Source organism: Mesorhizobium waitakense (assembly GCF_056431085.1).
Genome location: NZ_JBWKME010000019.1, coordinates 102,661 through 121,982, shown reverse-complemented (window position 1 = coordinate 121,982; position 19,322 = coordinate 102,661). Strand labels below are relative to the sequence as shown.

General features: G+C 64.4%; 19 protein-coding genes. 15 read left to right on the top strand and 4 right to left on the bottom strand.

Annotated elements, in window-relative coordinates; all coding sequences use genetic code 11:
- The first annotated feature begins 11 nt into the window (after nt 1–11).
- The 10 genes from AC07FD_RS06805 to AC07FD_RS06760 all read left to right on the top strand — a co-directional run bounded on the left by AC07FD_RS06805 (nt 12) and on the right by AC07FD_RS06760 (nt 10,225).
- Nucleotides 12–1,310: a class I SAM-dependent methyltransferase gene (locus AC07FD_RS06805; RefSeq protein WP_478349218.1), complete on the top strand. Its 1,299-nt coding sequence runs from the start codon at nt 12–14 to the stop codon at nt 1,308–1,310.
- Nucleotides 1,311–1,485: 175 nt separating this feature from the next.
- Nucleotides 1,486–1,809: a YnfA family protein gene (locus tag AC07FD_RS06800; protein ID WP_478349217.1), complete on the top strand. Its 324-nt coding sequence runs from the start codon at nt 1,486–1,488 to the stop codon at nt 1,807–1,809.
- Between the two features lie 2 nt (nt 1,810–1,811).
- Entirely contained in the window at nt 1,812–2,780 is a 969-nt protein-coding gene (locus AC07FD_RS06795; protein ID WP_478349216.1) for a small ribosomal subunit Rsm22 family protein, read from the top strand.
- 220 nt (nt 2,781–3,000) lie between these two features.
- Complete coding sequence (locus AC07FD_RS06790) at nt 3,001–4,491, top strand: replicative DNA helicase (RefSeq protein WP_095086422.1); 1,491 nt, start codon at nt 3,001–3,003, stop codon at nt 4,489–4,491.
- A 123-nt stretch (nt 4,492–4,614) separates the two neighbouring features.
- Entirely contained in the window at nt 4,615–6,018 is a 1,404-nt protein-coding gene (radA, locus tag AC07FD_RS06785) for a DNA repair protein RadA (protein WP_478349215.1), read from the top strand.
- 85 nt (nt 6,019–6,103) lie between these two features.
- Complete coding sequence (locus tag AC07FD_RS06780) at nt 6,104–6,772, top strand: CvpA family protein (RefSeq protein WP_184871164.1); 669 nt, start codon at nt 6,104–6,106, stop codon at nt 6,770–6,772.
- A gap of 105 nt (nt 6,773–6,877) precedes the next feature.
- Nucleotides 6,878–8,347 carry an amidophosphoribosyltransferase gene (gene purF / locus AC07FD_RS06775; protein WP_095086431.1) on the top strand — a complete coding sequence of 490 codons (1,470 nt, stop codon included), beginning with the start codon at nt 6,878–6,880 and terminating at the stop codon, nt 8,345–8,347.
- A gap of 38 nt (nt 8,348–8,385) precedes the next feature.
- Entirely contained in the window at nt 8,386–9,126 is a 741-nt protein-coding gene (locus AC07FD_RS06770) for an SDR family NAD(P)-dependent oxidoreductase (RefSeq protein ID WP_478349214.1), read from the top strand.
- 79 nt (nt 9,127–9,205) lie between these two features.
- The gene (locus AC07FD_RS06765) at nt 9,206–9,835 is read left to right on the top strand and encodes a hypothetical protein (RefSeq protein WP_478349213.1); all 630 of its coding nucleotides are present in this window, start codon (nt 9,206–9,208) and stop codon (nt 9,833–9,835) included.
- 171 nt (nt 9,836–10,006) lie between these two features.
- Complete coding sequence (locus tag AC07FD_RS06760; protein WP_184871167.1) at nt 10,007–10,225, top strand: hypothetical protein; 219 nt, start codon at nt 10,007–10,009, stop codon at nt 10,223–10,225.
- A gap of 50 nt (nt 10,226–10,275) precedes the next feature.
- Here AC07FD_RS06760 and AC07FD_RS06755 read toward each other — a convergent pair whose 3' ends face one another.
- Nucleotides 10,276–10,782 (bottom strand): OsmC family protein, encoded by a 507-nt coding sequence (locus tag AC07FD_RS06755; protein WP_478349212.1) that lies wholly within the window; start codon nt 10,780–10,782, stop codon nt 10,276–10,278.
- Nucleotides 10,783–11,007: 225 nt separating this feature from the next.
- Here AC07FD_RS06755 and AC07FD_RS06750 point away from each other — a divergent pair, with 225 nt between their 5' ends.
- Nucleotides 11,008–11,895 carry a DMT family transporter gene (locus tag AC07FD_RS06750; protein WP_478349211.1) on the top strand — a complete coding sequence of 296 codons (888 nt, stop codon included), beginning with the start codon at nt 11,008–11,010 and terminating at the stop codon, nt 11,893–11,895.
- A 60-nt stretch (nt 11,896–11,955) separates the two neighbouring features.
- On the top strand, nt 11,956–12,864 hold the full coding sequence (locus AC07FD_RS06745; RefSeq protein WP_478349210.1) for a DMT family transporter: 909 nt from the start codon (nt 11,956–11,958) through the stop codon (nt 12,862–12,864).
- 163 nt (nt 12,865–13,027) lie between these two features.
- Here the strand turns inward: AC07FD_RS06745 and AC07FD_RS06740 are convergent, their stop codons facing one another.
- Entirely contained in the window at nt 13,028–13,891 is an 864-nt protein-coding gene (locus AC07FD_RS06740; RefSeq protein ID WP_478349209.1) for a LysR substrate-binding domain-containing protein, read from the bottom strand.
- 112 nt (nt 13,892–14,003) lie between these two features.
- Here AC07FD_RS06740 and AC07FD_RS06735 point away from each other — a divergent pair, with 112 nt between their 5' ends.
- Both AC07FD_RS06735 and AC07FD_RS06730 read left to right on the top strand, forming a co-directional pair.
- On the top strand, nt 14,004–14,411 hold the full coding sequence (locus AC07FD_RS06735; RefSeq protein WP_478349208.1) for a tautomerase family protein: 408 nt from the start codon (nt 14,004–14,006) through the stop codon (nt 14,409–14,411).
- 142 nt (nt 14,412–14,553) lie between these two features.
- Entirely contained in the window at nt 14,554–16,776 is a 2,223-nt protein-coding gene (locus tag AC07FD_RS06730) for an AMP-binding protein (protein WP_478349207.1), read from the top strand.
- A gap of 43 nt (nt 16,777–16,819) precedes the next feature.
- Here AC07FD_RS06730 and AC07FD_RS06725 read toward each other — a convergent pair whose 3' ends face one another.
- Together AC07FD_RS06725 and AC07FD_RS06720 are read right to left on the bottom strand one after the other, a co-directional pair.
- Nucleotides 16,820–17,638, bottom strand: coding sequence for a CDP-alcohol phosphatidyltransferase family protein (locus tag AC07FD_RS06725; RefSeq protein WP_095086458.1), 819 nt, complete (start codon nt 17,636–17,638; stop codon nt 16,820–16,822).
- Between the two features lie 3 nt (nt 17,639–17,641).
- Nucleotides 17,642–18,340 carry a phosphatidylserine decarboxylase gene (locus AC07FD_RS06720; RefSeq protein ID WP_477287304.1) on the bottom strand — a complete coding sequence of 233 codons (699 nt, stop codon included), beginning with the start codon at nt 18,338–18,340 and terminating at the stop codon, nt 17,642–17,644.
- A gap of 245 nt (nt 18,341–18,585) precedes the next feature.
- On the opposite strand from AC07FD_RS06720, the gene AC07FD_RS06715 reads away from it, so the two are divergent.
- The gene (locus AC07FD_RS06715; RefSeq protein WP_478349206.1) at nt 18,586–19,266 is read left to right on the top strand and encodes a lysozyme inhibitor LprI family protein; all 681 of its coding nucleotides are present in this window, start codon (nt 18,586–18,588) and stop codon (nt 19,264–19,266) included.
- Nucleotides 19,267–19,322: the final 56 nt, after the last annotated feature.

The window sequence follows — 19,322 nt, the reverse complement described above, 5'->3', positions numbered from 1 at the left end:
GACATTTGGTCATGAATATTCTGCTGAAGCGCGTTCTCGACCGCCTGGTGCGCACCGGCAATCTCAAGGTAACTGGCCCCAAGGGCGCTGCGGTGGTGTTCGGCGACGGCAGCGGCGAGCCGGTGCACATGCACATCAAGACCACGCATGCCGAGCGGGCCATCACCTTCGATCCGATGCTGGCGGTGCCGGAAGCCTACATGGACGGCGAGCTCGACATTCTCGAAGGCGGCGTGCTGGGTGTGATGCGCATCGCCTTCCAGAACATGGGCAGCGGCGGCATCGACGCCACATGGTCGAAAGCCATCGAAGGCCTGCGTCATGCCTTCCGCCGCCTGCAGCAGATCAACACCGCCTCGCGCTCACGCCGCAACGTGCAGCGCCATTACGACCTGTCGGGCGACCTTTACCGGCTCTTCCTCGACGAGGACATGCAGTATTCCTGCGCCTATTTCGAGCAGCCGGACATGACGCTCGACGAAGCGCAGGCTGCCAAGAAACGCCACATCGCCGCCAAGCTCAGGCTGAAGGCCGGCCAGACGGTGCTCGACATCGGGTCCGGCTGGGGCGGGCTCAGCCTCTATCTCGCCAAGGCGTTCGACGTCGACGTGCAAGGCGTGACGCTGTCGACCGAACAGCATGGCGTTGCCACCGACCGAGCGCACGCGCAAGGGTTGGAAAGCCGCGTGCATTTCGAGCTGAAGGACTACCGCGAGCTCAACGAGCGTTTCGACCGCATCGTCTCGGTCGGCATGTTCGAACATGTCGGCGTCAACCATTACCGGACCTTCTTCGACAAGTCGGCGACACTGCTCAAGCCGGATGGCGTCATGCTGTTGCACACGATCGGCCGCTCCGGCGTGCCGTGGGCGACCACCGCCTTCGTCCGCAAATACATCTTCCCGGGCGGATATGTCCCTGCGCTCTCCGAAGTCATGCCGGCGATCGAGAAGTCGGGGCTGGTCGTCACCGACATCGAAATCCTGCGGCTGCACTATGCCGACACGCTGAAGCACTGGGGCGAGCGCTTCGCCGCCAACCGCGACAAGGCCAAGGCGATCTACGACGAGCGCTTCTGCCGCATGTGGGAGTTCTACCTGGCCGCTTCGGAAGCCGCTTTCCGCTGGCAGGATCTGGTGATCTTCCAGATCCAGATCGCCAAGAAGAACGACACCTTGCCGACGACACGCGAGTACATGGCCAAATGCGAGAAGGCGCTTGAGATGCGCGATATGGGTCACCGTGAAACGGATCCCATCAAGAAGAGCCCGGCTGCCAAGCCAGCTCGCCGCCGCAAGGTTGCGGACTAAAGCGCGCCGCGTTTGAACGGACGCATGCGAGGCGCTTTAGGTCTTTGTTTTATGAAAGTCGTCGTCCCAAAGCCGGACCCGCTTTTGAGCGACATGCATTGGAAATAGTATTGCGGCTTGCCATTGTCGGCGCCTGCACTGAAAAAGGTCCAGTGATCGCCACCGGACCTTTTTCATGACCTATGTTCTCTATGTCGCTGCCGCCCTGGCCGAGATCGCCGGCTGCTTTTCGTTCTGGTCGTGGTGGCGGCTGGAGAAGTCGCCGCTGTGGCTGCTCCCCGGTCTCGCCTCGCTCGCTCTATTCGGCTTCCTGCTGGCGCTGGTCGATGCCAATGCCGCCGGCCGCTCCTACGCCGCCTATGGCGGCATCTACATCGCGGCGTCGCTTGGCTGGCTGTGGCTGGCGGAGGGCGTGCGCCCCGACCGCTGGGACCTCGCAGGAGCTGCGCTCTGCATTGTCGGCGCCTCGGTGATCCTCGTCGCGCCCCGCGGAGCCTGAGCATGGAGTTACCGGCCCCACTTCGCCAGGGTGTCGAGCGCCTGCTCGAAAACGTTCCGCTGGCGACGCTCAAGCAGGCGGCAAAAACGCTGTCCGACCGCTACCGCGCCGAGCTGCGCGACGGCCGGCTGCATATGGCCGAGAACCTGGCCGTGCAAGCCTACCTGGCGACGCGGCTGCCGGCGACCTACGCCGCCGTCCGCGCCAGCCTCGATGCGCTCGGCGACGCCAGGCCCGGCCTTCAACCCAAGAGCCTGCTCGATGTCGGCGCCGGCCCTGGTACGGTGCTTTGGGCCACGAGCGACTTGTGGCCCGATCTCGAACAGGCGGTGCTGTTCGAAGCCAGCGCCGCGGCGCGCAGGGTCGGCGAGACGCTTGCCGCCGGCGCGATTGCCGCCCGAACCAGATGGCTGGCCGGCGACGCCACCATCGACCTTGCCGACATCGAGCCGGCCGATCTGGTCACTTGCGCCTATGTGCTCGACGAAATTGTCCCTGCGTCTCTGCCAAAGCTTATCGGTCGGCTGTGGCAACTCACCGACGATACGCTGCTGGTCGTCGAGCCGGGCACGCCGGCCGGATGGCAGCGCATCCTTGCCGTGCGCCGGCAGCTGATCGAGGCGGGCGGGCATGTACTTGCGCCCTGCCCGCATCAGGCGCCCTGCCCGCTCGCCCCGCCCGACTGGTGCCATTTTTCCCGCCGCGTCGCCCGCTCGCGCCTGCACCGGCTGGCCAAGGATGCCGACGTGCCGTGGGAAGACGAGAAGTTCATCTATGTCGCCGCTTCGCGACAGCCTGCTCCTTCCCTTCAGGCACGGGTCATCGCGCCACCAAAATCAGGATCCGGCAAGGTGTTGCTGAAACTTTGCGAGAGCAATGGCAGTGCCGGCGAAAGGCTGTTTACCAAGCGCGACGGCGAGACGTTCAAGGCAGCGCGGCGGTCGGACTGGGGCGACGTTCTGGAGATTTGACTGGCACAATTGTTCTTGCTTCGTTCTTGTTTTTCGTGTAGATTGTTCCTCTGCCGAGTCAACAGAAATCGGGGGACGGGAATTCTGTCCTGTGGACGATTTGTTGTTCCTGTGAACAAGCGAACATTGATGTTGGTTGGCATCGGCACTGTTGCAGATAAGTCAGCACTGACTTTTGTCATTCTGGTATCGAAGAGCCGGGATCGAAATCGGGGATATCATGGCAGAGGCAGCGCGAAAATTCGGCGTCGCGGAAACACCGCTTTATCGTGAAGCGCCAAACAACATCGAGGCCGAGCAGGCGCTGCTCGGCGCCATCCTGGTCAACAACGACGCTTTCTACCGTGTCTCGGACTTCCTGAAGGCCGGCCATTTCTACGAACCGCTGCACCGCAAGATCTATGAGGTGGCGTCCGAGTTCATCCGCATGGGCAAGGTTGCGACGCCGATCACGCTGAAAACCTTCCTGCCGGCCGATGAGAAGGTCGGCGACATGACGATGGCGCAATATGTCGTGCGGCTGGCGGTGGAAGCCGTCACCGTCGTCAACGCCACCGACTATGGCCGCGCCATCTATGACCTTGCGACGCGTCGCGCGCTGATCACCGTCGGCGAGGACATGGTCAACATCGCCTATGACGCGCCGGTCGACATGGCGCCCACCGAACAGATCGAGGATGCCGAGCGGCGGCTGTTCGAGCTGGCCGAAAACGGCCGTTACGATGGCGGTTTCGAGAGTTTTTCCGACGCGTTGAAGAACGCCGTGGACATGGCCAGTGCCGCCTATATGCGCGATGGGCACCTGTCCGGCATTGCCACCGGCCTGCGCGATCTCGACCACCGCATGGGCGGCCTGCAGCCGTCGGATTTGATCATCATCGCCGGCCGTCCGGGCATGGGCAAGACGTCGCTGGCCACCAACATCGCCTACAACATCGCTGCCGCCTATGAGCCTGCCCAGCAGGCCGACGGCTCCGTCAAGGCGGCCAATGGCGGCGTCGTCGGCTTCTTCTCGCTCGAAATGTCGTCGGAGCAATTGGCCACCCGCATCATCTCCGAGCAGACCGAAATCCCATCGTCGAAAATCAGGCGCGGCGACCTCACGGAAGCCGATTTCGGTAAGCTTGTCGCCTACACGCAGGAGAACCACAAGCGCCCGCTCTACATCGACCAGACGGGCGGCATTTCGATTGCCCAGCTTGCGGCGCGCGCCCGCCGCCTCAAACGCCAGCGCGGGCTGGATCTGATGGTCATCGACTATATCCAGCTCATGCAGGGTTCGTCCGCCAAGGCGTCACAGAACCGCGTCCAGGAAATCACCGAGATCACCACCGGACTGAAGGCGCTCGGCAAGGAGCTTGGTGTGCCGATCATCGCGCTCTCACAGCTCTCGCGTCAGGTCGAAAGCCGCGACGACAAGCATCCTCAGCTGTCGGACTTGCGCGAATCGGGTTCGATCGAGCAGGACGCCGACGTGGTGCTGTTTGTGTACCGCGAGGAATACTACATCAAAAACAAGGAGCCCGAGAAAGGCACGCCCGAGCACCTCGCCTGGGAAACAAAGATGGTCGAGGTACAGGGCAAGGCCGAAGTGATCATCGCCAAGCAGCGCCATGGACCGACCGGCACCGTCAGCCTTGCCTTCCAGGGCGAGTTCACCCGCTTCTCCGACCTCGCCGAAGAGCATCATTTGCCGGAAAGATTCGAGTGACCTCTTGAGAAAGGTCTCGTTCCTTCGCGCCCCTCTCTGTCCTGCCGGACAGTCCGGCAGGACAGAGGGGGGCACTGTCCCGCCGACCTATCTGTCAACTGGCGACCAAGCAGGCCCTGCCTGATGGCCAAATCGCGGGTTCAGTTCATCTGCCAGAATTGCGGATCGGTGCACCAGCGCTGGGCCGGCAAATGCGATACCTGCGGCGAGTGGAACACGCTGGTCGAGGAAGGCACGTCCGGCGGCATCGGCTCAGGGCCGGCCAACACGCGCAATGCGCGCAAGGGCCGCGCAGTGGTGCTGACAACGCTGTCGGGCGACATCGAGGACGCGCCGCGAATCATCTCGGGCATCGGCGAACTCGATCGCGCCACCGGCGGCGGCTTCGTGCGCGGCTCGGCGCTGCTGGTCGGCGGCGATCCCGGCATCGGCAAGTCGACGCTGCTCACCCAGGCCGCGGCTGCACTGGCGTCAAAGGGTCACCGCGTCGTCTACGTCTCGGGCGAAGAGGCCGTCGCGCAGATCAGGTTGCGGGCGCAGCGGCTCGGTGTTGCCGCCACGCCGGTGGAACTTGCCGCCGAGACCAATGTCGAGGACATCCTCGCCACCATCGCCGACGGCAGGCGGCCGGACCTGGTGATCCTCGATTCCATTCAGACGCTGTGGACCGACCTCGCCGATTCGGCGCCTGGCACCGTCACCCAGGTGCGCGCCGCCGCCCAGGCGATGATCCGCTATGCGAAATCCACGGGTGCGGCGATCGTCCTGGTCGGCCATGTCACCAAGGAAGGCCAGATCGCCGGGCCGCGCGTCGTCGAGCATATGGTCGACGCCGTGCTCTACTTCGAGGGCGAAGGCGGCCACCATTTCCGCATCCTGCGCACGGTGAAGAACCGGTTTGGGCCGACCGACGAGATCGGCGTCTTCGAAATGTCGGACAAGGGCCTGCGCGAGGTCGCCAACCCGTCCGAGCTTTTTCTCGGCGAGCGCCACGCGAAATCACCGGGTGCCGCGGTTTTCGCCGGCATGGAGGGCACAAGGCCTGTGCTGGTCGAGATCCAGGCGCTGGTCGCCCCCTCCTCGCTCGGCACGCCGCGCCGCGCGGTCGTCGGCTGGGACGGCGCCCGGCTGTCGATGATCCTGGCGGTTCTGGAAGCCCACTGCGGCGTGCGCTTCGGCAGCCATGATGTCTATCTCAACGTCGCCGGCGGCTATCGCATTTCGGAGCCCGCGGCCGATCTGGCGGTGGCGGCGGCCCTGGTTTCCTCGCTCACCGGTCTTGCCCTTCCCGCCGATTGCGTCTATTTCGGCGAAATCAGCCTTTCGGGCGCCGTGAGACCGGTTGCGCATGCGCAACAGCGCCTCAAGGAAGCCGAAAAGCTGGGTTTTGGAAGCGCGGTTCTGCCTTTGGGCAGCGAGGAACTTGCCGGGGGGATCGGGGCCGGCGCTTTCCAGCCGACCGAGCTTGCCGACCTCGTGGCACGCATAGCTGGCACACGCCGAAGCCGCGTGGACGAGCAAGACTAGAGCATCGGACCCAAAACTGGGAACCGGTTTTGGGAAAACCCGATGCTCCGCGCTATAATGCGGCTCATGGAGTGGGGCGAAAGACATGCCGATTACGCTACTTGACGGAATTCTCGTCGGCTTCACCCTGGTCTCGGCGATGCTCGCCATGGTTCGCGGCTTCTCGCGCGAAATCCTGTCCGTCGTCTCCTGGGCAGCGGCAGCAGCGGCGGCGTTCTTCTTCTACAAGCCGGTGCTGCCTTACCTCAAGCCTTACATCGACAACGAAAAAATCGCCATGGCGGCCGCCGCCGGCATCGTCTTCGTCATCGCGCTGATCGTCGTCTCGGTCATCACAATGAAGCTCGCCGACTGGATCATCGATTCCAGGATCGGCGCTCTCGACCGCACGCTCGGCTTTCTCTACGGCGCGGCGCGCGGCATTCTGGTCGTTGCCGTCGCGCTCCTGTTCTTCAACTGGCTGGCTGGCGCCAAGGCACCGGCCTGGGTCACGGATGCCAAGTCGCGGCCGTTGCTGGAGCAGATCGGCGCCAAGCTCGAAAGCCTGCTGCCCGAGGATCCGGAAAACGCCATCCTCAAGAAGCTCAATCCGAATCAGCCGGCTGCTGAGACGCCCGCTGCTCCGGACGCACCGGCGGCGGATGCCCCGGCAGGTGGCGAGGATGCCAACACGCCAGCTCCCGACGATGACGCCGCAACACCGCCCGCGGAGAACGCTCCGGCCAATCCGGCGCCGGCGGCACCGGCAAACTGACGCCCGGAACGAGCGCCGGAAACTGACGAATGGTGTGAACGGCTGCACGGGCGCGTTGCTTTCGACGCGAACCCGCACTATATGGCGATTTTAGCGGAGCTTAAGATGGCAGACGCAGACGACGTGCTTTCCGCCGAGGCCGACGACCATTTCCACGACGAATGCGGCGTGTTCGGCATTTTCGGCCGGCAGGATGCGGCAGCCATCGTCACACTTGGCCTGCATGCGCTGCAGCATCGCGGCCAGGAAGCGGCCGGCATCGTTTCCTATGACGGCACCCAATTCCATGTTGAACGCCATGTCGGCCTGATCGGCGACACCTTCACCAAGCAGCGCGTCATCGACAGCCTGCAAGGCAACCGTGCCATCGGCCATACGCGTTACGCCACGACAGGCGGCGCCGGCATGCGCAACATCCAGCCCTTCTTTGCCGAACTGGCCGATGGCGGCTTTGCCGTCGCCCACAACGGCAATTTGACCAACGCCATGACCGTGCAGCGGGCGCTGCAAAAGCAGGGCGCGATATTCTCCTCCACCTCCGATACCGAGACGCTGTTGCACCTCGTCGCCACCAGCAAGGAGCGCGATTTGAACTCGCGTTTCATCGACGCGGTGCGCCAGGTCGAGGGCGCCTTCTCGCTGGTGGCGATGACATCCAAGAAGATGATCGGCTGCCGCGATCCGCTCGGCATTCGGCCGCTGGTGCTCGGCGATCTCGACGGCGCCTGGATCCTGGCGTCGGAAACCTGCGCGCTCGACATCATCGGCGCGCGTTTCGTGCGCGATCTCAAGCCCGGCGAGATGGTCGTCGTCACGTCCAAGGGCATTGAAAGCCTGTTCCCGTTCGAGCCGCAGAAGACCCGCTTCTGCATCTTCGAATATGTCTACTTTGCCCGGCCGGATTCCTCGGTCGAGGGCCGCAACGTCTATGAGGTGCGCAAGCGCATCGGCGCCGAACTGGCGCAGGAAAGCCCGGTCGAGGCCGACATCGTCGTGCCGGTGCCGGATTCCGGCACGCCGGCCGCGATCGGCTTTTCGCAAGCCGCCGGTATTCCCTTCGAACTCGGCATCATCCGCAACCACTATGTCGGCCGGACCTTCATCCAGCCGGGCGATTCGATCCGCCACATGGGCGTCAAGCTGAAGCACAACGCCAACCGCCGCATGATCGAGGGCAAGCGCGTGGTGCTGGTCGACGACAGCATCGTGCGCGGCACCACAAGCCAGAAGATCGTGCAGATGGTGCGCGATGCCGGCGCCAGGGAAGTGCATATGCGCATCGCCTCGCCGCCGACGCGTGCCTCCTGCTTCTACGGCGTCGACACGCCGGAAAAATCGAAGCTTCTGGCATCGCGCATGTCGGTGGAAGAAATGGCCGAATTCATCCGGGTCGATTCGCTCGGCTTCCTCACCATCGATGGCCTCTATCGCGCCGTCGGCGAGGCCAGCCGCGACAACGACCAGCCGCAATTCTGCGATGCCTGCTTCACGGGCCAGTACCCGACCCGCCTGCTCGACTTCGAAGGCCACGACAATGTGCGCACGCTGTCGCTGCTGGCGACGAGCGGGTCGTAGGATTGCCGCACGTTAGTCAAATTCCCGGAATCCATAGCATGACCCTCGACCTTACCGGCCGCGTTGCGGTCGTCACCGGCGCCTCGCGCGGCATCGGCTATTTCATCGCCAAGGAGTTGGCTGCAGCCGGCGCGCATGTCATCGCGGTAGCGCGTACCGTCGGCGGGCTGGAAGAGCTCGACGACCAGATCAAGGCGGCCGGCGGCCAGGCGACGCTGGTGCCGCTCGATCTTGCCGACATGGCCGGCATCGACCGGCTGGGCGGCGCCATCCACGAACGCTGGGGCAAGCTCGACATTCTCGTCGCCAATGCCGCCGTGCTCGGCGTCATCTCGCCGATCGGCCATGTCGAGGCGAAAACGTTCGAGAAGGTGATGACCATCAACGTCACCTCGACATGGCGGCTGATCCGCTCGGTCGACCCGCTGCTGCGGCTCTCCGACGCCGGCCGCGCGATTTTGTTGTCCGCGAATTCGGCCCACTCGGCGCGCGCCTTCTGGGCGCCCTACGCGGCGTCCAAAGCGGCGGTCGAGACGATGATGCGCTCCTGGGCCCATGAGACGCAAAGCCTGCCGCTCAGGGTCAACGCCGCCGACCCAGGCCCCACCCGCACCGCGATGCGGGCGCAGGCGGTGCCCGGCGAGGATCCGGCAACACTGCCGCACGCCTCGGAGGTCGCCAAACTTATCGTGCCGCTGGCGAGCCCGGGCCTGAAAGAGACCGGACTGATCTTCCAGGCCAAGCACAACCGCTTTGTCGCCTATCGTCAGCCGGAATAGCTGCTTTTTGCCGGAAGATTTTCGGCACCGCCGACGTTCTTCGAATGTCAGACATTCGAAACCTGAACGGAGGACCACCATGCGCAGATTGCTTCTCGCCACCGCCGCCGCCCTGATCGCGGCCGCGGGCGCCGCCTATTCGCAAGACGCAACGATGAGCTTCTTCGTCACCAGTGTTGGCTCCGGCAAGGGTGCCGACCTCGGCGGCCTCAAGGGTGCGGACGCGCATTGCGCCTCGCTGGCGGAAGCCGCCGGCGTCACCGGCAAGAGCTGGGCCGCCTATCTGTCGACCAGCGACACCGACGCGCGCGACCGCATCGGCAAGGGGCCGTGGGTGAACGCGAAGGGCGTCAAGATCGCCGACGATGTCGCCTCATTGCACAGCGACGCCAATGGCATCACCAAGCAGACGGCGCTGAACGAGACGGGCGAAATGGTCAACGGCCGTGGCGACAAGCCAAACCGCCACGACATGCTGACCGGCTCCAAGCCCGATGGTACGAAGATCGCCGACCAGACCTGCGGCGACTGGACGATGAGCGGGGCGGAAGGTGTCGCGATGATGGGCCATCACGACCGCACCGGCCTCGACGATTCGGCGGCCGCCAAATCCTGGAACTCCTCGCATGCCTCGCGTGGCGGCTGCAGCCAGGAGGCGCTGAAGGGCACCGGCGGTGACGGCCTGTTCTATTGTTTTGCCACCAACTAAGCCCGCTTGGGTTCAAAATATGGGGCTTGGATACCCCATGACATCACGCGGCTGTGATGTGAGGGGGGAAGGCTGCGCGGCGGTCATGCTTTCGTCATTTCGGCGGAGTTGATAGGATCGCAGCGACTCCCGCAACAAACGCCCCAATTGGGCAGAACAAGGAAATTCCCCATGGCTTCGACTGTAGCGTTGGTCTGGTATCTGGTAATCGCCGGCCCGCAGGGTGGCATGGTCGTGCTGCCCAGCACCTTCGACAAGCGCGAACAATGCACCGCCGCCATCACCGAGTATCAGAAGCAGCCGACACCGACCGGCTGGTCGGTGCAATGCGTGCCGAGCGCCTCGCCCTTCACCGACGAGGGCGACGCCGAGCAGCCGGCGGCGCAGTAAGCATAAGGCGCACAATGTCCGCGGCCGGCGGCCGCGGATATTGTGGCGTTTCAGCACCGTGAGCTCACCGTAAGCTCCGGCTTTTGGTTGATGGTCTGGAACACCACGCAATAGCGCTCGGTCAGCTTCAGCAGGGAGTCTACCCGCTCCTGCGGCTCGTCGGTATCGAGATCGAAATTGAGCCGGATGGCGCGAAAGCCGACCGGCACATCCCGGGCGACACCGAGCGTGCCGCGAAAATCAAGATCGCCTTCGGCCTCCACCGTGGCAGCACCCAGCTTGAATTCGAGCGCCGTCGCCACCGCCTTCAGCGTCACCCCGGCGCAGGCCACCAGTGCCTCCAGCAGCATGTCGCCAGAGCAGAGCTCGAGCCCTGAGCCACCGGTTGCCGGATGCAGTCCGGCGATTGCAATCGCCCTGCCCGTCTCCACCTTGCAGGCAACCGACTGGTCGTCGATCGACCCTTTGGCGCGAAGCGTGATCAGTGCCTGCGCAGCGTCGTCGCGATAGGCCTGCTTCAGTGGCGCCTGCACGGCCTTCAGTTCGGTCGCATCCATTTCCGTTCCTTCGCTCTCCTGGCCGGCCAGCGGCGTGGCTTTGTCAGATATAAGTGCCGATTTTGCCTTCTGGAAGCAAGGTCGCCATCCCCTGCCCCAACGCAAGCTTAGGGCTGGCGTAGCGCTGTGCCGACTTTCGTCCGTATAGCTTTGGTACGGGAGACTTCCTCTCGCGTCGCGCCACACAGCATTTTGTCGCCTCCTGCAACACTGGTCCCGCGCCTTATGGCCGATGTCGCCATTCTCGAAACACGCGAAAGGGTTCTCGCCGGAATCCTGCTGACGGGTGCGGCCTATTTCCTGTTTTCGACACAGGATGCCTCGATCAAGTTGCTGGTCACCGGCATGACGGTCTGGCAGATCATGTTCTTCCGCAGCATCACCATTCTGGGCGCCTGCGCAGCGATCGGCGGCCAACGGCTGTTTGCGGACACGGTGCGCTCGCCGATCGTGCGGCCGATGCTCGTGCGCAGCGCCTTCACGCTCGCCGCCTGGCTTTGCTACTACAACGCCGCGCGCAGCCTGCAGCTTGCAGAACTGACCACCGTCTATTACGCGGCGCCGATCATCGTCACCGTGCTTTCGGTGGTGATGCTCGGCGAAAAGGTGCCGATGCTGCGCTGGTTTGTGGTGCTGATCGGCTTTGCCGGCGTCTTCATCGCTTGCGACCCGACCCATCTCGGCCTGTCCGTGCCGGTGCTGCTGGTGCTGGCGGCGGCCTTTTTGTGGGGCATAGCCATCGTGCTTCTGCGCAAGACGGCGCTTGCCGAGCGCTCGATGATCCAGCTTCTCCTCAACAACTTCTATTTCCTGCTCTTTTCGGCGGGACCTGCGCTGCTCTGGTGGCAGACCCCGGACTGGACCCAGTTGCTGCTCCTTGCCAGCGTCGGCGCGCTCGGCGGGTTTGCGCAATATCTTCTGTTCGAAGGCATGAAGCGAACGCCGGCTTCGATCCTCGCACCCCTCGAATACACCTCGCTGTTGTGGGCGTTCGCGCTCGGCTTTGCGATCTGGGGCGACGTGCCGCGCCGTGAAGTGTTCTTCGGCGCCGCCCTTATCATCGCCGCCGGGCTGCTGATCGTCGGCACTGAGCATTTCCGCAAGCGGCTATGATGTGGATCGCCATCACTGCTGACGCTACTATGTCGGGACGCAACGGCGTAGGCTGGCGGCATGAGTGACATTGCAGCCACGAGGGACAGCACCACTGAGCGCACGCTGGGTATCCTGCTGGTGTCGTCATCGGCGGCGGTGTTCGGCCTGACCGGGGTGCTGACCAAGTCGATCCATGCCGATCCACTGACCATCACCTGCTGGCGCGGCTTTGTCGGCTCGATCCTGATCAGCCTCTATGTGCTGTGGCGCCGCCATAGCTCCGGCAACCGCGAAACGTTGCGCCTTGGCTGGCGCGGCTGGCTGCTGGCGGTGGAAGGGGCGCTGGCCAGCATCGCCTTCATCTCGGCGTTCAAGTTCACCTTCGTCGCCAATGTCGCGATCATCTATGCCACCGCGCCTTTCGTCACCGCGCTGCTGGCCTGGGTTCTGACGCGCGAGCCGTTCCGATTGCAGACGATGGTCGCCGCCGCCGTCTCGCTGTGCGGCGTGGCAATCATGGTCTGGTCCGGCTTCGGCACCGGTCATCTGTTCGGTGACGGTCTGGCGCTGCTGATGACCATCGGCAGCGCGCTCTACATGATCATGGTGCGTGCCTTCCGCGAGACGCCGGTGGTGTGGGCCGGCGCGGTTTCGGCCTTCCTCTTGTTCGTGCTCGGCTGGTTCGTCACCGATCCGCTGGCGGTCACGCCACGCGACGCGGTGCTGCTTGCCACCTTCGGCTCATGCTTTGCGCTGTCCTCGATCCTGTGGACGGAAGGCGCGCGGCTCATTCCGGCGGCCGAATCCGGGCTGCTCGGCTCGGCCGAAGTGCCGTTCGCGATCCTGTTTGCCTTCCTTTTCCTGGGCGAGATCGCACCAGCCGCCAGCATGATCGGCGGCGCCATCGTGTTGTGCGCGGTGTTTGCCCATGCGGGGCGGGATTGGCTGATGGCCCGCTCGCAACGGCTGGCGTCAAATATTTCGTAAAAAAGTTACACAGTCACGGAACCATCGTCCGGCTCATGCATTGTTGGTGTGACGGGCCACCCCCAAGTCCCCCCAAACCCCTCGGCCCGTCCTACTTCGAAGCCGACCGCAAGGTCGGCTTTTTCTTGGGCGTTTGATCCGCAGAGAGATCGGATCTTGTCGATCAGCCAAGGAGGCCGGGCACAGCCAAATTGCCACTGAGCAGTGCCGCCAGATCAGCTGCCGGACCATCCGCACCGGCGCGCAGCCGAACGGCAAATTCAGCTATCGGAACCTGCGGCAGACCAAGTTCGCGCGGCGCTTCGACAATGCCGGAATGGGCAAAGCGCGCGGTGCGCAGCGTCAGCGCGACACCCGCATTCACCGCCGTGCGCAAGCCGGCCAGGCTGGCGCTGCCGGCGGCGATGCGATAGCGGCGGCCGGCCGCATCGAGTGCGGCAAGTGCGGCTTCGCGAAAGCCGCAATAGGGATCGAGCAACGCCAGCGGCAATTCTTCCTGGCGCGAAGCCAGCCCCTTTTGCGAACACAGCCATATCATCGGTTCGCGCAGCACGCCGACTTCGTCCGGCGTTGCCACCTGGCGCATGACGATTGCCAGGTCGAGCCCGCCGGACTGCATCGCTTGCGCCAGTTCGGCGGAGCGGCCGACACGCAATTCGATCCTGACGCGCGGATGGCTGACGGCGAAGGCGCGCAGCAGATCGGGCAGACCGCTGTCGGCAAAATCCTGCGTCGTCCCGATGGCAACGCGCCCGGCAGCACGCGCGCCCTTCAACGCCAGCCACGCCTCGCGGTGAGCGGCAAGGATGCGCCTTGCATGGCCGACGAGATCCTCGCCGGCCGGCGTCAGGCCTCGGCCCCGGCCCTGCGGCGCCAAAAGCGCTTCGCCGATGATTTCCTCGAGCCGCTGCATCTGCGTGGTGACCGCCGAGGGTGAACGGCCGACGCTCAACGCCGCCTGCGCCAGCGAGCCGCTGTCGACGAAAGCGATAAAAGTCCTGAGCAGGTCGGGATCGAGCGTTTTCATAGTTCGATAATACCGAACCTTCAATTGAAGACAATTCGATTTTTTTGACTCGATGACAGTGGCATGGTCCTTCCAACGGCGATCCGACGCCGCTCAAACCAGGAGAAGAAGAATGCCCATCATCAACGTCAGCGTCACCGGCAAGCCTGATGCCGCGCTGTCCGCCAGGATCGCCGGAGAAATCACCGAGGTCACCGCCACGCAGCTGCGCAAGGATCCGACGATCACCGCGGTTGCCGTTTCCTATATCGATCCGCAGCACTGGTTCGCCGGCGGCAAGTCACTGGCCGAGCATGGCACCAACACGTTCTGGCTCGATATCAAGGTGGTCGACGGCACCAACACCAAGCTCGAACTGGAGGCCTATCTGAAGGCGATTTTCGACGCCTTCGGCCGCCTTTTGGGCGGTGTGCATGAGGAAAGCTATGCCTTCGTGCATGAAGTGCCGGCCGCCGCCTATGGCTATGGCGGCAAGACGCAGGAGTTCCGTTTCATCAGCGGGCGGTTGAAGGCGGCGTGAGCTGCGCCTTCCCTTCTCTTCCAAAAGGGGGAAGGAAGAGAGCGCTGCGCCTCCACATTGACCTTGCCCTCCATTCCGCTACGCTCTGCCCCGAAGCGGTCGCAAAGAGCCGCGATGCTAAGATCGTTGGGAGAGAAGCGGCATGATCCTGACACTGGCGCTGCTTGCGGGTCTTGTCCTGGCCTGGCTGCTGATCGGCGTGGTGGAGAAATTCCGCCTCGGCCTGCGTTTCACACAGGCACTGCTCTATGTGCCGTTCAAGCTTGCCTACCGGATCAGCGACAACCGCGTCAGGATCGCCCGCAAGGCGCAGGCCCCCGTCATCTACGTCATCTCGCATCAATCGCGTTTCGAGCCGGCGCTGATGCTGTCGCTGCTGCCGGACGACACGCTGCATATACTCGACGAGGTCTCGGCGCGGTCGCCATGGCTCGAACCGTGGCGCGAGCTTGGCCGCACCATCGCCTTCAACGCCGAACATCTCTTCGTCAGCCGCAGGCTGGTGCGCGTGCTGAAGGGCAAGGGGCGGCTCGCCGTCTATCTGCCGGACGCGGTCGAGCCCGACGTCAAGGCGTTTCGCCTGTTTCGCGCCGTCACCCGCATCGCCATGCAGGCCGACGCCAAGATCGTGCCGATCTTCGTCGCCGGCGCGCGCAGCCTGCCGGTGTCGCTGACGCCGGCGGACAAGGCGCCGCGGCACTGGTTTCCGCAACTGTCGATCAGCGTGCTGGAACCGATGACCATCGCCGAACTGGCAGCGCGCAACCCGGACCAGGCCTCGAACACCAACGCGCTGTTCGACCGTGTCGCCGAGGCCCGGCTTTTCGGCGCCGACCTCGATCGTGGCCTGTTCCTGGCCATGCGCGACGCCGCTGCCCGTGTCGGCGCCTCGCACCCGATCATCGAGGACGTCATCTCCGGCGCGCTGAGCTTCCGCAAGATGTTCATCGGCGCCCGTGTCCTGGGCCGCCGGTTCGAGGCGGTGACGGCGCCGGGCGAAGCGGTCGGCCTGCTTCTGCCCAACGCCAATGGCGTGGTGTTGTCGTTTGTCGGCCTGCTGTCTGGCGGCCGGGTGGCGGCAATGATCAACTACACCTCCGGCCCGGCCAGCGTAACCGCGGCGGTGCGCACGGCGGTGATCCGCACGGTTGTCTCCTCCCGTGCCTTCGTCGAGAAGGCCGACCTCGCCGATATCGTCGCGGCGGTCGAGAACGGCGGCGCCAAGCTGCTTTGGCTGGAGGATGTGCGGGAAGACGTCACCGCGCTCGACAAGCTTGCCGCGGCCTTGCTGTGGCGCTGGCCGCTGCAGCGGCAGGATGCGGCCAAGCCTGCGGTGATCCTGTTCACCTCGGGTTCGGAAGGCACACCCAAGGCAGTGGTGCTGTCGCACAAGAACCTGCTTGCCAACGCCATGCAGGCCGAGGCGCGCATCACCATCTCGCCGGCCGACATCCTGCTCAACGTGCTGCCGGTGTTCCATTCCTTCGGCCTGACGGGCGGCACCATCCTGCCGCTGGTCACCGGGGTAAAGCTGTTCCTCTACCCCTCGCCGCTGCACTACAAGATCATCCCCGAGATCGCGCGCAAGGTGAAACCGACCATCATGTTCGGCACCGACACGTTCCTCGCCAACTATGCGCGCACCGCCAAGGACGGCGATTTTTCCAGCCTGCGCTTCGTCGTCGCCGGCGCCGAGGCTGTGAAACCGGAAACCCGCCGCGTCTATCGCGAACGCTTCCAGGCCGAGATCATCGAAGGTTTTGGGCTGACGGAAGCCGCACCTGTGGTTGCCGTCAACACCGCGATCCATGGCCGCGACGGCACGGTCGGCCGGCTGCTGCCGGCGATGCGCATGAAGCTGGAGCCGGTCGAAGGCATATCCGACGCCGGCCAGTTGTGGCTCGACGGACCGAACCTGATGATGGGCTACATGACTGCCGATCGCCCCGGTGAGCTGCAGCCGCTGACCGGCTGGCACGACACCGGCGACATCGTCGCCGTCGACCGCGAAGGCTTCATCACCATTCGCGGCCGCGCCAAGCGCTTCGCCAAGATCGCCGGCGAGATGGTGTCGCTGGGCGCTGTCGAGATGCTGGTGCAGTCGCTGTGGCCTGAAGAACGCCATGCGGCGGTGGCGGTGCCGGACAAGAGACGCGGCGAGCGCATCGTGCTGGTCACCACCGCCGACGATGCCAATCCCGACGAGTTGCGCAAATTCGGCAAGCAGGCGGGCGCCGCCGAATTGATGGTGCCGAACGACATCATCAAGGTCCAGGAAATCCCGGTGCTGGGTTCCGGCAAGACCGACTATGTGTCGACCAGGAAGCTGGCGATCGACAGGCTGGGGCTGGGTGTAGCAGCCTGAAGCCGACGCGAAGCGGAGCGCAGGGACCGGGCTTCGAGAAACCCTACCCGATGTCCGAAGGCGGCACTTTCTCGCCCTCCTGCTTGGCGCGCTTCGAATAGGCGCGCACGCTAAACGGCAGGAAGAGCAGATAGCCGGCGACCGAGGCGGTCAGCGTGTACCAGGGATAGGTCATCAGCAGCAGCACGTAGAGCACGACGCCAAGGATGATCGGCAGCACCTTGTCGCCTGGCACCCTCAGGCTCTTGCCGGAATAGACCGGCAGCCGGCTGACCAGCAGGAAGGCAACCAGGATGGTGAAGCCGGTGGCGACGAAGGCAGCCGGGCGACTGGGCTCCAAACCTGTGCGCAGGAAATACAGGTAGAGCGGCAGCATCACCAGCACGGCGCCCGCCGGCGCCGGCACGCCGACGAAATATTCAGACTGCCACACGGGGCGCTCGGCCTTCTCGTCGTCGAGCACGTTGAAGCGGGCAAGCCTGAGCCCGCAGGCGATGGCGAACAGAAGTGCTGCGATCCAGCCCGGCGATCCGGCGCGGTCGAGCAGGAAGGCATAGAGCACCAGGGCGGGCGCAACACCGAAGTTGACGATGTCGGCCAGCGAATCCATCTGCGCGCCGAATTTGGAGGTCGCCTTCAGCATCCGCGCCAGCCGGCCGTCAATGCCGTCGAGGAAGGCCGCGAGCAGCACCATCACCACTGCCGGTTCAAAACGGCCCTCAAAGCCGAAACGGATGCCGGACAGGCCGGCACAGATGGCCAGCACGGTGACGAGGTTGGGCAGCACCATGCGCATCGGGATTTCGCGGATGCGCGGGCCGCCGCTGGCATGGGCTTCGAACTTTTTGTATTGCGTGCCCACCGGTCAGGAAATCCGCACGAGGGGAGTGCCGGCGACACCGCCGAATTCGGCCAGCACGGTTTCGCCGCCGACGGCCGTCTGGCCGACGGCAACGCGCGGCGTGGCGGTGAGCGGCAGGAACACGTCGACGCGGGAGCCGAAGCGGATCAGGCCGAAACGCTCGCCGATGGCGATCGAGCCGCCGGCCTCGGCCCAGCAGACGATACGGCGCGCCACCAGGCCGGCGATCTGGACAGCCGCGACTGTGCCGTTGGGGCTGTCGATGACCAGGCCGTTGCGCTCATTCTCGGTGCTCGCCTTGTCGAGTTCGGCATTGAGGAATTTGCCCGGCCGGTGCTCGATCTTGGCAATACGGCCGCGCACCGGGGCGCGGTTCACATGGCAGGAAAACACGTTCATGAACACTGAGATGCGGGTCATCTCGACATTGCCGAGGCCAAGTTCGCGCGGCGGCACGGCCGGCCCAACCGCCGAGATGATGCCGTCAGCGGGGCTCACCACAAGGCGATCGTCAACCGGCGTGACGCGCTCGGGATCGCGGAAGAAATAAACGCACCAGGCGGTCAGGATAAGGCCGATCCAGAACAGGATCGACGAGAAGTAGCCGAGGAAAAGCGTCGCTGCACCGAAGGCCGCGATAAAGGGATAGCCTTCGCGATGGATCGGTACGAACGCGTTCTTGACCGTATCGACAAGGCTCATCGGGCTTGGGCAGGCTCCGTTTCAAGTCCGGCCTCAATAGCCGAAAGCCCAATTCACCGCAACGCAACAATCGGCAAGGCCGCATTGGCCGCAACTGGCAGGAGCCGTCATGCGCTTGCCTGTCGGCATCCTTGCCGCCAGAATTCAGGACACCGCCGGTTCGCAGCCCAGAGAAAGACCGACTGCCCATGATCCAACACCTGAACGGGGCCAACCTTGATTCCAGGCGATGGGCGGAAATCGGTGTGGTTCTGGTCGCCCTGCTGGCGTCGAGCGGGAGCGCCATGGCGCGAGCCAGGCCATCCTTCGACTGCGCCAAGGCCGCCAGCGCGGCGGAAAAGGCCATCTGCGCCGACCCTGCCCTGGCGCAGGCCGATGCAGACGTGGCGAAAACCTACGCGGCGGTGCTGAAGACGCTCGATCCTCACGCCGGCACGGCGTTGCGGGACGACCAAAGCGATTTCATTGCGTATCGCGACCAGATCGCCGGCTTCAACGAGAACACACCCAAGGATCGGCAGAATTTCGATCTCGGCGAATTCCTGCGCGACCGCGTGGCCTTCCTCGCCGGCATCCGCAAGCCTAGGGATACCGGTTTCACCGGCACATGGAGCAGCGTTCGCGGCACGGTCGAGATCAAGGCCGCTGGCGCCGGCAAGCTCGACGTGTCGGAAGAGGTCGCCAATCCTGTCTCCGGCAGTGGTTCGTGCGAAATCGGCGGCACGGTCAAGGTCCGCAAGGACTTGCGGCTTGTCGATACCGACGACAACGACAGGCCGACCGGCTTTGTTTTCATCTTGCGCCGCGATGGCGATGCGCTCGTCGTCGAGCAGAGCGGCACCGGCAAGGACGGCATTTCGGAACCGCCATCATGCGGCGCCAACGGTCATGCCGATGGAACGTTCTTCCTGAGCGAAAAACAGTAGGGCTGCTGTCGGGGATGCGCCCCCTCGCCCGTCCTTGGTGAGACAGCGCTTCATTG